Annotated in this window: 10 protein-coding genes and 2 pseudogenes; 3 read left to right on the forward strand and 9 right to left on the reverse strand. The window is 71.3% G+C overall.

Annotated features, from left to right (window positions below; all coding sequences use genetic code 11):
- Positions 1 to 41: 41 nt before the first annotated feature.
- A complete protein-coding gene (locus ACZ4WZ_RS23260; protein ID WP_467893057.1) occupies positions 42 to 893 on the reverse strand; it encodes a caspase family protein in 852 nt (283 codons plus the stop codon).
- A 246-nt stretch (positions 894 to 1139) separates the two neighbouring features.
- Between ACZ4WZ_RS23260 and ACZ4WZ_RS23265 the strand changes: the two genes are divergently transcribed.
- A protein-coding gene (locus tag ACZ4WZ_RS23265; RefSeq protein ID WP_467893177.1) for an IS630 family transposase occupies positions 1140 to 2200 on the forward strand; the annotation gives its coding sequence in 2 pieces (ribosomal slippage) (positions 1140 to 1626 and positions 1626 to 2200; 1062 coding nt in all).
- Between the two features lie 8 nt (positions 2201 to 2208).
- A pseudogene (locus ACZ4WZ_RS23270) lies at positions 2209 to 2398 on the forward strand (glyoxalase/bleomycin resistance/dioxygenase family protein); the annotation flags it as partial.
- A gap of 56 nt (positions 2399 to 2454) precedes the next feature.
- On the opposite strand, the gene ACZ4WZ_RS23275 reads toward ACZ4WZ_RS23270, so the two are convergent.
- The 8 genes from ACZ4WZ_RS23275 to ACZ4WZ_RS23310 form a co-directional block, all read right to left on the reverse strand.
- A complete protein-coding gene (locus tag ACZ4WZ_RS23275) occupies positions 2455 to 3240 on the reverse strand; it encodes a maleylpyruvate isomerase family mycothiol-dependent enzyme (RefSeq protein ID WP_467893059.1) in 786 nt (261 codons plus the stop codon).
- 1251 nt (positions 3241 to 4491) lie between these two features.
- Positions 4492 to 5919: an NAD(P)/FAD-dependent oxidoreductase gene (locus tag ACZ4WZ_RS23280; RefSeq protein ID WP_467893060.1), complete on the reverse strand. Its 1428-nt coding sequence runs from the start codon at positions 5917 to 5919 to the stop codon at positions 4492 to 4494.
- An 88-nt stretch (positions 5920 to 6007) separates the two neighbouring features.
- On the reverse strand, positions 6008 to 7237 hold the full coding sequence (locus tag ACZ4WZ_RS23285; RefSeq protein ID WP_467893062.1) for an MAB_1171c family putative transporter: 1230 nt from the start codon (positions 7235 to 7237) through the stop codon (positions 6008 to 6010).
- Positions 7234 to 8430 carry a DUF6545 domain-containing protein gene (locus ACZ4WZ_RS23290; protein WP_467893063.1) on the reverse strand — a complete coding sequence of 399 codons (1197 nt, stop codon included), beginning with the start codon at positions 8428 to 8430 and terminating at the stop codon, positions 7234 to 7236. The genes ACZ4WZ_RS23285 and ACZ4WZ_RS23290 overlap by 4 nt, the downstream gene beginning before the upstream one ends.
- Position 8431: 1 nt before the next feature.
- The gene (locus ACZ4WZ_RS23295) at positions 8432 to 9025 is read right to left on the reverse strand and encodes a toxin-antitoxin system, toxin component (protein ID WP_467893065.1); all 594 of its coding nucleotides are present in this window, start codon (positions 9023 to 9025) and stop codon (positions 8432 to 8434) included.
- Between the two features lie 174 nt (positions 9026 to 9199).
- Positions 9200 to 9874: a helix-turn-helix domain-containing protein gene (locus ACZ4WZ_RS23300; protein ID WP_467893067.1), complete on the reverse strand. Its 675-nt coding sequence runs from the start codon at positions 9872 to 9874 to the stop codon at positions 9200 to 9202.
- 172 nt (positions 9875 to 10046) lie between these two features.
- Positions 10047 to 11219 (reverse strand): MAB_1171c family putative transporter, encoded by a 1173-nt coding sequence (locus ACZ4WZ_RS23305; protein ID WP_467893069.1) that lies wholly within the window; start codon positions 11217 to 11219, stop codon positions 10047 to 10049.
- On the reverse strand, positions 11216 to 11386 hold the full coding sequence (locus ACZ4WZ_RS23310) for a hypothetical protein (RefSeq protein ID WP_467893071.1): 171 nt from the start codon (positions 11384 to 11386) through the stop codon (positions 11216 to 11218). Before ACZ4WZ_RS23310 ends, ACZ4WZ_RS23305 begins: the two co-directional genes overlap by 4 nt.
- 256 nt (positions 11387 to 11642) lie before the next feature.
- Between ACZ4WZ_RS23310 and ACZ4WZ_RS23315 the strand changes: the two are divergent.
- Positions 11643 to 11767, forward strand: a pseudogene (locus ACZ4WZ_RS23315) (pyridine nucleotide-disulfide oxidoreductase); the annotation flags it as partial.
- Between the last annotated feature and the right edge of the window lie 412 nt (positions 11768 to 12179).

The following is a 12179-nucleotide window of genomic DNA, read 5'->3' on the forward strand; positions in this document are numbered from 1 at the left end:
CGTGATCATCCACAGCTCAAGATCCACTTTCGATACACGGCCTAGATGGCGAACGGTGACTGGAAGAGGAATTCCTGGGTGGCCTTGCCCGTCCGGAACATGTTGGGCGTCTGGTAGAAGGGCATCGCCTCGACGATCTGGCGGTGGAGGGCCGCGTACGTTCCCTGGAACGCTCCGTTCTTCCAGGTCTTGAGCAGCGTTTCGGTGAACAGGCCGTTGGCTCCCACGCCGTCGCTGGAGGTCTGGTTGTCCTGGCAGCCGGAGATCAGCAGGACGTCGGCCCCGATGTCCTGCTGGTCCAGCGCGGGCACGGAGCGCTGGATCGCGTCGTACCGCTCCTGGTCGCGCTGGTAGTCGCGGAACTGGACGTCCTGCGGCAGCACACGGATGCGGGCACGGACCGCGGACGGTTCGCTGGTGTCGAAGGTGCGCACCAGTTCCGCGTCGTCGAGGAACAGCGAGACGTCCCGCGCGACGGTGCCGCTGTGACAGCTGTCGGAGAGGAGGAGGACGCGTACGTCTTCGGCGAAGGAGGCGAGGAGGGCGTACAGCTCGTCGTCGATGAACTGCCGGTCGTAGAGCACCCACGTCTCGTCGCGGCGGTCGGGCTCGTCCCCGTTCTTGTCGGGGACCTGGGCTCCGTGGCCAGCGTAGGTGAGCAGCAGGAGGTCGCCGGCGGTGAGCCGGGCGGCTGCCTCCTGCAGTACGGAGGTCACCTTCTCGCTCGTGGCGTCCTTGGTGAGCAGGGTCGCGAGGGGGGCGAAGCCGTTGGCTTCGGCGACGTTCCTCATGGCCAGGGCGTCGTTCTCCGGGTTCTTCAGCTCGCCCTTGGTTCCGTAGCGGGTCTCGTCGATCTCGTTGAGGCCGATGTGGATGGACAGTCCTTTGGGCATGGCCGTTCCTCCGTGACTCTTCGATAGCCCGCTCAGATCAGGGCGTACAGGTGGTCGTGGATCTCATGCGGGCGTGGCCGCGCGGGACCGGCAGAAGGTACCCGAGCTCCTTGAGGTTACGGAAAGTGACGGGTCGTTGCCATGACGCCGCGCGAGGGCCACACGAACAGGCGAGCGCGTTCAGGTGCGGCGGGAGCGCGCGGTCCGCTCTGCGGCCGTGGCCCTCAGGTCACTCCTGGTGGGGGCCTGACCGCTGAGCGTCGGGCGTTTCGTGAGGAGATCCGGCTTCAGGCCGGGCAGCGGTTCGCGGCGGGTGAGAAGACCTCGGTGATCGCGAAGGACCTGCGAGTGAGCGTGCGGTCGGTGGAACGCTGGCGTCGTGCCTGGCGCGAGGGCGGCATGGGGGGCCTGCGTTCGGCAGGTCCGGCGAACTCACCGACCATCACCGATGCCCAGTTCGCCGTGCTGGATATGGAACTCGACAAAGGCCCGGCGACGCACGGCTTCGAAGACGAACGCCGGACCCTGGTCCGGGTCCAGGTGGTGATCCGCCGTCGGCTGCGAGTGAGCCTGTCGGTGGCGACGGTGTGGCGGCTGCCGAAGCGGCACGGCTGGTCCTGGCAGGCGCCCGCCCGCAGAGCACTGGAGCGTGACGAGCACGCGGTGGAGCCGTGGAAGAAGGAGGTGTGGCCTCGGGCAAAAGGCTCGCGGCGGCCTCTGGAGCCTGGATCGTCTTCGAGGACGAGGCCGGCTTCTCGATGACGCCGCCCCGTGCCCGCACCTGGGGCCGACGCGGACATACCCCCGTCATCCGCGTGCGCGGCAGGTCCCGCCGCCGGACCTCGGTTGCCGCGCTGTGCTGCTACAAGGCCGGCGAGAAGAGCCGTCTCATCCACCGGCCCCGCACGCACTTACTGCTCAAGGGCGCCGGCAAGAGCTTCTCCTGGCAGGACTATCACGACCTCCTGGTGCGGGCACACATCCAGCTCGACGGACCGATCGTGGTGGTCTGGGACAATCTCAACACCCACCTGGCCGCGGGGCTGAAGCGGTACGAGGCCGAACACCACTGGCTCACCACCGTCCGGCTTCCGCCGTACGCACCTGGCCTGAATCCGGTCGAGGCTGTCTGGTCACTCGTGCGCAGAGCAATGGCCAACACTGCCTTCACCACACCCGGCGACCTCGACCGCGAGCTCCGCAGCGAGTTACGCAGGATCCGACTCCGGCCCCGTCTCATCGGCGGCTGCCTCACCGCCACAAGACTGGCCATCAACACACCGACCCCGCCTTCAAAACCTCAGTAACCGGCTCCGCGCTCCAGGACAAGGTCTGGGTGCATGGCCCTGGGCAAGGAGCCCTGGGAGGTGTACGTCGTCAAGGCCGACGCCGGCACCCTCGGCAAGAGCGCGGAGGCGCCCCGGATGCCTGCTGCACCACCGGCGCGTAGGCCATCGAGCCCGACCGAGGCGAAGGCCGCCGTCGGCTGCGCGTGCGGCAGCTGAGGGAGTGGTGGAGATGAGCCGACGAAGCGACCGGGCGCCGCGTCGTCGACCACGCCTTACGCGTTCGGGTCCCAGGCGACGAGCCGCTCGAAGATGACCCGGTCCCCGTCGATCTTCACCGAGTCCATCGGGGTGCGTCCATAGAACCACAGGACCAGCTCACCGGCCGTGCCCTGGGCGGAGGCGTCGGCCGGGGCCTCACCCTCGCCAGCAGCCGGGAGGCGGGCGGCGCGGGCGCCGTCCGCCTCGACCGTGAAGCGCCAGGAGCGGCCCTCGGTGGCGTGGTAGTCGACGACGGCCGGCTTGTGCGGCCAGACGCCCGACCACGCGCAGCAGGTGAACAGGAAGTCCTCGACGCCGTCCAGCGCTACCTCCGCCGGCAGCGGCTGTGCGGCGCCCACGGTGAGCTGGGCGTCATAGGTGTGCATCGCGATCTCCTGAAGCTGGTGCCGGGCGACGGCACCGCTGGTCCGCGGCGACTGCGAGGCGCCCCACCACGTCCAGCACTCGGCGTCCGGGCCGACCTCCCGCAGGGTGTCCAGCAGCTCCTGCGTCGACGCGGCCAGCCAGGCCACCAACGCCCCTCGCTCCCGGGGCGCCTGTGCCTCGGCGCGCGCCGCCACGGCCTCGGCCGGCGGGGCGTCGGCCGGACCGGCCTCGACGACGGCGGCCCAGAACGGGCGGCCCGAGCCCAGGTGCCGCGCCAGGTCGAACAGCGTCCATTCCGGACAGGTCGGCACCTGCGCGTCCAGGCTGGGAGCGGCGGCGATCGCGGCGCGGAAGGCGCCCGCCCGTTCGTCGATGAGTCGCAGCAGGTCAGGGAAGTCCAGAGTGTTTTGCACTCCGGATGTCTATCACTGCGCCCCGTGTGACCGCACGCGGATTTTCGCAGCCGACGCGGCGGGCGCGCGGCACGGTCCGCGCGCCTTCGGATGGCGCGGTGCCCTGCTCTCACGCACAGCATCGGTCGAAGTCGCCCGATCGGGGATTCCCGTTCGACCGACACCCCACAGGATCGGAACGGCAACAGCCGCTCAAGATTCGCTGTCGCAGGTCACCTGTGCAACGTACGGGGCTGAGCGTGCCTTATGCGGCAGAACGCCTGAGTTGGCCAGCGAGTTCTGCCCGGCCTGAAGCCGGATCTCCTCACGAAACGCCCGACGCTCAGCGGTCAGGCCCCCACCCTCCGAATACCTCACCCCACCGGCATACCGCAGGGATCACGAACCGTCACCACCCGACGACAACACGACAACCTCAGTAGGGAGTGTTAGCGGGATTCGTGATCGTGGGCCGCTGGGATCGTCGGCCCGTGCCCGCGACGCCGGGAGCCGGCCGGTCCACGCCTCGGAACGCCGGGTTCAAAAGAGAGAGCGCGATGAAAGCAAGAACCGTCGAAACCGCGATAGCCGTACTGCTCGCCGTCGGTTCCGCTGCTGTGGTCGCCACCGCCTCCGCTTCGGAGCACACCGGCATCGCCGTCTCGGCCGCGAGCGGTCCGGAGCAACCGGGCGAGCCCGCCCCCGGGGAAACCCAGACAGTGCGGAAGGAAGGTCGTCGTCACGTACGGGGGAAGGTCCGTAACGGCGACGGTCCTTGACGCGGCCCCCGCCGCGGGAAGGTACGGCATCGCTCTCACGCGGGCCGCGTTCGCCGCGCTCGCGCCTCTCGGCCAGGGGCAGGTCGACGTCACCTGGTACTTCGCGCAGTAGTCGGGCGGCGGCTGCGCTGCACGACACGGTGTGGCTGGATCTCGGCCCGGAAGGATCCTGGTCCGGTGCGGTGTCCGTGGGACGGGCGAACGCCCCGCGGGGAGGGGGCCCACAGGGAGACGCGCCGGAGGGCAGCACACCGTGCGGGACGTGAAGGGCCGGCTTCCCTTCGGATCTTGGCGTTCGCCGGCCGCCGGCCGGGCGCCGAGTCAATGGTGCTGGTCTTCGCCGAGCGCGCCGACAAGGCCGGTGAAGCCGACGGGGTGCTTTCCGGTCTGCCGGAGCTTCGCGTGCGGGGGCTGGCCGCCCCCGACGCCCGCCGTGCTCGACGCCGCGCCGCCCAGCAGCCTCGTGGTCGCCGGCGATACGCGCGGCCGCGCCTTACGGCGTCCGCTCGCCGCCGCGTACGAGGGCCAGTTCCCGCGCCGTCAGGGGCGGCCCGGTCAGAGGTGGACGCAGGGGGCCCCGCAGGGCACCGAGCAGCACTCGCGGTTTGACCAGGCGGGTCAGCGGGGCCTGGAGGGAGGTGACGTCGAAGAAGTCCTTCGTCATCGTGAAGTTGCCGCAGCAGGTGTTCAGCAGGCGGTACGTGTAGCCGGCCACGAGCCTGTCCTTGCGGGTCGGGCCCCCTCCCTGGACTCCCGGGTAGAGCACGTCATGGCCCAGTGCCAGGTCCCAGGCTGCCGCGACGGGCTTGGCCACGGCCTTCTGGACGCGCTTCGCCAGCTGTGGGGCGTCGACTCCGTGGCACGACACGAGGCGGCGGAGCATGAGGGCCGCTTGGGCGGCCACCGACATGGCGTGACCGTAGATGGGGTTGAAGGCCGCGAGGGCGTCGCCCAGTACGACGAACCGCTCCGGCCAGTTCCTGACGTCTTCGAAGTACCTGCGCGCATTACGCGTGCTGCGGTTGACCGTCACCCCGGTCAGTGGCTCAAGGCCGGAGATGATCTCGCCGATGACGGGGTGGCGCAGGCTGCGGGCGAAGGCCTCGAAGTCCTCGGTCCTGCCTGTGGGCTCGCCCCCGCGGGTGCCGGCCGTGGTGACGATCCACTGGCCGTTCTCGATGGGCAGGATGCTGCCGCTCTTCCCGGGGCGCGACGTCCGCGGGTCGGACTGCACCACGACGAGAGGGAAGCCGGCGGCGCCCTCGGGCGCGCGGAAGACGCGGCTCGCGTACGTGAGGCCGAGATCCAGAGACCGTTCGGGGGCTGGGGCGACCCCCAGCTGCTCCAAGTGGTGGGGAGCCCGGGATCCCCGTCCGCTCGCGTCGACGACGAAGTCGGCCCCGAGGACTTCTTCCCGGCCGTCGGCCCGGCGTACGCGCACGCCGGTGACTCGGGCGGCGCTGCCCGTGAGGGATTCGACCCGGGTACGCGGCAGGACCCGCACGCTGGTGTCGGAGAGGACGAGGTCGCGGACCACGAAGTCCAGGAGGTCGCGGCTGCACGCGATAAGGAACGACGTCTCCTGGTTCCAGCGCCTGAGCCATCCCTCGGGGGTGAATCCGACCATGCCGGTGGGGATCGGGATGCGGTTGGCTCCGGCCGCCATCCACCGGGCGGTGGCCCCGGGCAGGAGGGCTTCCGCGGCGTTCACCCCGCGTCCCCAGAACATGTGGGCGTGGCTCGCCTGAGGAAGCCCTCGCCGGGGCACCGGGCCGTCCGGCAGTTCGTCGCTGTCGACCACGAGGATTTCCCGCACCAGGCCGCGCAGTGCGGCCGCCGCGAGCATGCCGGCCAGACCTCCGCCGATGACGATGGCACGCCTGGGTGCCGCTGTGGTCCGGGGGGCGCGGGGCTGGGTCATGTGGCTGCTCTTTCGTGGACCGTGGCAAGTGCGGGGGATCATCGGGAGGGACGGAAGCCGGGTGACCGGAGGATCGGCGTGGCCGGCCTCAGCTCTCGGCGTGACCGGCGTGCGCCGGGGGGCTGTCGGGGTGCGGTCCGCCGAGTACGGCGGTTCGCGGGACGGCCGGCGAAGCGGGCGCGTGATCGGCCCCGGGGCGGGGAACGGCCAGGACGCGCAGCGCCTCGGAGAGGCGGACGAGCTGGTCGTCGTCACCGGCGAGCATGCTCTCCAGGTGCCCGTCGGCATCGTCGGGGTGGGTGCCGCGCATGCTCCTCAACGCGGTGGTCACCATCGAGACGTGGCGCGCGGCCTCCGGCTTCACGGCGCCCGGACGGGTCGTGTGCCCCTGTTCGCCCTGGCACACGTCGCGGTCGGTACAGGGCGAGAGCAGCCGGAGTCCGTCACGGATGTCGCAGGTCCGGCGGAGGTGACGCCTGCCGAGTGAGGACCACCAGGGAATGCGCACCAGTTCGTACGGGGTCACCTCGCGCATCGTCAGCCACAGCGGGCGGAGCCGCCGGTACTGCGACCACCGGTGCCACCAGCCCGTCAGCCCTTGGCCCACGGAGGGCAGGACGAACCCGACGCACTGGCAGAGCGAGGCCACGAAGGACACGTTGGGCGCGAGCGCGGTACTGACGCCGTCCCAGTCGTGACCGGACCAGCGGGCGCCGATCGCCAGGAGCTTGCAGGCCACGTATCCCAGACCCAGCACGGCGCCGGTCACGATGAGGACCAGGCCGGCACGGAGCAGGCCCGTGACCTCGCGCGACCAGCGCCAGCAGAGGCGGCCCAGCACGCCGATCGCCGTCCCGTAGGCCAAGAGGCTGAGGACGATCATCTCGCGGAGGTAGGGGGTGGTGGCGTAGTAGGTGTCGAAGTCCCGGAGGCGTTCGTCTGGTGCGTCACCCAGGGCGAACAGGGTGAGCTGTCCGGCGCAGACCACCGCGTACGCGCCGACGCACCAGCGCGTGGCGGCCTGGCGGCGGTCCTCCGGTCCCCCGCGCCAGGTGATGGTCAGGTGGATGAGGGCGGCGCTCGCGACGGTGACGATGCAGTACACCAGGGGAGCCGAGAAGTTGGCGATGCCGGTCAGCGTGTTGACCTGGGAGATGGTCGGTGGAGCGGCGAAGAAGAACACGGCTGCGCCCAGGGGCAGGAGCAAGGACACCGAACGGACGAGAGGGTCACGCCAGTGCCTGAGGAGTCGGGGCACCCTCAGCGCGAAGGCGACGGACAGGACGCCGACGACGAGGTAGAAGAACACATTGGTCATGAGGTCTCCCCGCCGGTCCGGACACCGCGCGGGGGCGTCATGCCGGCTTCCTCACGGCAGCGGCACCCGGCATGCCCGAAGTCCCGGCGGGGACGCCGGAGCAGCGACTGGGAGATCCGTACGAGGTCGTGCTGCTCCCCGGGCCCGTCCTGGAGGACTCGCGAGGAGGTGACCACGCTGTGCGCGGAGTCGGCGCGCAGCGCCTCCACCGCGGCCGCGGAGGCATCGGCGGGCGCGGCACCCCTGGCGAGTGCTTCGGCGAGGGCGCGGGCCCGCAGGGCCGGGTCGAAGTAGGGGTTGAGGGTGAGCAGTCCGTCGTGGATCCGGGATTCGCGCTGCAGGCAACGTACCCCCGGCGATGAAAGGAGGGGCATCCCCATCAGCGGGGCGGCCGGGGTCACCGCACCGACCAGGCGCGACAGCGGTCCCAGCTGCCGGTACCGGGTCCAGTCCCGCCAGGGACCCTTCACCCGCTGCACGACCAGGTGGACCCCGAAGCCGCAGATGATGAAGGGGGAGGCCGCGGAGACGAACGGCTTCGCCGTCTCGGTGCTGAGGACGTCCCAGTCGGGGCCGGCCCAGTGGGCGCCCGCGGCCGCGAACTCGCTCACGTTGTAGCCGAGCGGGGGGACGTATCCCGTCACCATGAGCGTCGGACCCACGCGCAGCTCCCCCGACACCTGGCGTTGCCAGCGCCAGCGCAGGGACGCCATGACGACCGCGGCGGTGGCGTGGGCCACCAGGTGGAGCACGATCATTTCGCGGATGTAGGGGGTATCGGCGTAATGGGTGTCCAGGTCCCGCAGCCGTTCGACAGGTGCCTCACCCAGTGCGAACAGGACGCACAGGGCGACGATCACCGCCCCGTAGGACCCGATGCACCAGTGCGTGGCCCGCCGGACGCGCGCGGGCGGGCCCCCTCTCCAGTGGATGACCAGCACGATGCCGGACGCCGAGCACGCCATCAACAGCGAGTAGACGAAGGGGGCCGCCGGATTCGGGATGCCCGTGAAGGCGTCGACCTTCGCGAGCATGGGAGTCGCGCCGAACACGAAGACGCCGATGGCACTCAGCAGGAAGACCTCCACGGCCCGGAAGAGGGGGTCGCGCGGAACGCGCCGCAGGCCGCGGCGCCTGAGCAGGATGACCGCGGCACCCAGCGCCGCGAGCAGGTGGAAGCTCGGATCGGTCACGTCAGCCCCGTGCGCCGTCGTGGCTGAGGGCGGCCTCGATCCGGCCGGAGGTCGTGCTCCGGTCCAGCGGGTGCGGAGGCGCGTCCTTCAGGAGGTGCTGGACGGCGTGGGCCAGTTCGAGCCCGTAGCGTTCGGCGGCCTGCTCCTGCCTGGTGTGCTTCTTGGCGGCGGCGTCGTTCTGGTCCGCCGGCAATGTCCTCCGGCGTCCGGCGGCCGCGAGGACGGACTCGACGATCCGTTGTAAGTCCGTGCCGAGGCGCAGGGGACGGCCGGCGGCGGAGCTCTCGGTGACTTGGCCGTGGCAGTGGCCGAGCTCGAGGTGGCGCAGTTCGTGTCCGGCGATGATGATCTGGTGCGCGGGAACACTCCTGCGCTCCACGATGACGAGGTCCTGCGCGCCGAGGTTCAGCGCGAGTCCGCTGGCGGTACCCGGAGGGAAGGAGGTCATTCGGAATTCGATCTTCCGGCCCCGGCGCTGCCCCATGGCGTCGCAGAGCGCTCGGCATATCACTTCAGCCGGCACGGGCGCCTGCAGGTGGCCGAGGGCGTCCACGAGGGCTCCGACCGACTGCCGTATCTCCCGCTGCTTGAACACGAATCTCTCCTCTGCCCCTGCTCTGCCCAGGGGCAAGAACGCGTGCGCCCCGGCAGGATCCACTCCATCGGCGCGCCCGCACGGACCGCGCTCGACGGTACGGGCGTTCCGCGGGCCGCCGCCCCTCCGGATTCCTTGAGTCGTTGCCGGGGGATCAACCCCGGGCAGGGGCTCTCAGGGCGGGTTCCCGGCCTCGTCCGGCCTTTGCTCGGACGCGTACTCGTCCATGTAGGCGTCCAGCCACTGGAGCAGCTTCGTACGCCCCTGGTCGGGCAGCAGGGCCGCGCGCAGGGCGATGCCGTCGACGCCGTGCCGGGCGTAGAGGCTCGGACCGCCGGCGCCGGCGGCGGCTGCCGCGGGAACGTTCCGTTCGCTGTACTCGTGGAGCAGCGTCTTCTCGATCGCGGTCAGGGCGCAGTGGAGGGCGTCGGCGTCCTCGGACTGGAGGAAGCCGGCCGGCCTCTGGAAGAACCTCTCCAGCCGGGCGCAGTGGTCCATGGTCGGCCGGCGGTCGCCGCCGAACAGCGCCTGCACCTGCTGGCGGGAGATGCCGCTCGCCCGGGCGATCTCGCCGTGCGAGTACTTGCGGCCGTTCTCCTTGAGGTACGTCGAGTGGAGCAGGTCCAGCCGCTGGCGGAAGCGCTCGTGGATGTCCGGCTCCCCCGCCTCTCTCCCGGCGAGGAGTTCCCGGACCACGTCGAGGGGTACCCCGGAGGCGTGGCTCAGCCGCCCGGGGTCCAGGACCTCGTCACGGCCGCGGCCGAGCTTGGCTCCCAGTTCCGCGACCCGCTCGATGACGGAGGCCAGTCGCGCGGCGGCCGTGGGTGGCAGGGCAGTGGGTTCTGTCACCGGTTGGTCTCCCCGAAGTCACGCAGGACGAGTCATCCCGGCGCCACCGGGAGGCAGGGCCACGGCGGTGGCGGCTACGACTCCGAGCCTGCCACAACCGTGGCTGCACGGCCACGAGTCTCCGGCCAACCTGCCACAGCCGTGGCAGGAAAGCGACGATGACGGGCCCGCTTCAGCGCAGGCCCGGCCCCGCCACCGGCGAGGGGACCTGTTCCTTCGCCACTCCCGAGAGCACGCCCATGACCCGGACCGCGTCGGAGAGGCGCACGAGTCCGTCGTCACTGTCGATCAGGGTTTCGACGCTTCCGCCGCCGTCGCCGGGCTCGGTCCGCAGGGAATCGAACGCCGCGATGACCAGCGCCGCGTGCCGGGCCGCCTCCGGCTTCAGCGCGCCGGGGCTCGCCGCGAGGGCACGCTCGGCCGCCGGACCCGTGCCGTGTTCGAGGTAGGGGGACAGCAGCCGCAGGCCGTCGCGGATGTCGCAGGTCCGCCGCAGGTGACGCCTGCTCAGCGACGACCACCGGGGCAGGGGTACCAGTTCGTACGGGATCACCGCGCGCATGGTCTCCCACAGCGGCCCGAGCCGCCTGTACCGCGACCGCCGGTGCCACCACTCCAACAGGCCCTGGCCGGCGGCCGGCAGGGCGAAGCCGACGCACTGGAGCAGCGAGGCCAGGGCGGCCAGGGAGGGAGCCGCCGTCGTACTGGCGGCGTCCCAGTCGTGGCCCGTCCACCGGGCACCGACGGCAAGGAGCTTGAACGCGGCGTAGCCCAGGTTCAGCACCCCTCCGGCGACGATGAGGAGGAGCCCCGCGCGCAGCAGACCGGCCACCTCGCGGGCCCAGCGCAGGCACAGGGCCGACAGGACGACGGTCGCCACCGCGTGCCCCAGCACGTAGAGGAGGATCATCTCCCGGAGGTAGGGGCTGGTGGCGTAGTACGTGTCGAAGTCCCGCGGGCGTTCGTCGGGAGCGTCCCCGAGCGCGAACAGCGTGAGCAGCAGCACGATGACCACCGCGTACGCCCCGGCACACCAGCGGGTCGCCGTCAGGCGCCGGTCCTCCGGTCCTCCCCGCCAGGTCAGCATCAGGTTGATGATGCTGGCGCTCCCGGCCGTGACGACGGCGTGGACGAGCGGGGCCGAGAAGTTGGCGACGCCGGTGAGCCGGTTCACCTCGGAGACCGTCGGCGGAGCGGCTAACAGGAAGACGACGGCGCCCAAGGCGAGCACCGCGGCCACGGAACGGACCAGGGGCTCCCGCCAGTGCCGTACGAGTCCCGGCACCCTCATCGCGAAGGAGACCAGGAAGAGGAGGGCGGGTATGTAGTAGTACATGCTGCTCATCGGGTGTCCCCGTGGGCGTCGAGCGACCGGAGCGGCTTGGCGCGCCCCTGACCGGGCAGCGGGACCGCGCGCGACACGATGCCGTCGACGCCGTGGCGCTCGTACGGACTCGGCCGGGCGGCACCCCCGGCCGAGGCCGCCGGCGGTACGGAGGATGCTTCTGTCACGGGTCGGTCTCCCGAGATCACACAGGACGGATGATCCCGGCGCCACCGGGATGCAGGCCACAGCAGCGGCAGCTGCGACCGTCATCCTGCCACAGTCGTGGCAGAGCATCCACGCCCTCCGGCGCAACTGCCACAGCCGTGGCAGTGAGTTGGCGGCGCTCCAGCGCTGACCGGACGCGTACGGATCACCGGACGGGGTCGGCTGCCGTCCCGGTGATGGCCTTCCGTTCGGCCTGCGTCAGGGGCGGACCCTGGGGCCGTCGAGACCGGCGCGCGCAGCCCCGGACCCTCGGCGCCCTCCTGGACGTCATCAGCCTCGAGAGGCCCGCGACGCGGCTGTTCTCCCGCGAGATGCTGGTACCGATGTTCCTCGGCCCCAAGAACCGCACACGCCGGCTTCGCAGGCCGAGGGCCTCCAGCCACTCGGGGGCGCGCGACCCGCGCCCCCGAGGCATCGATGACGAGGCCGGCGTGGAGGGTCCGCGTCCCGGTGCCGGTCCGCACGCGGATACCGGTGACTCGGTCCGGTCCGCCTTCGAGGCACTCGACGGCGGAGTCCTCGTGGAGGGTGATGCGCGGGTCGCCGAGGACGCGCTCGCGCAGGGCGTGGTCGAGGAGGTCGCGCGAGCCCACCAGGTTGCGGTGGCGGCTGCCCTCGAAGCGGCGGAACCAGACCTCGTTCGGGGCCCGGGAGACCATGTCACCCATGATGCGGACCAGTCGGCCGCCCTGGACGACGACGCTGTCGGCGAAGCCCGGGAGGAGCTCGTCGAAGGCCTGCACGCCGCCGCGC

Source organism: Streptomyces sp. NPDC029122 (assembly GCF_055569445.1).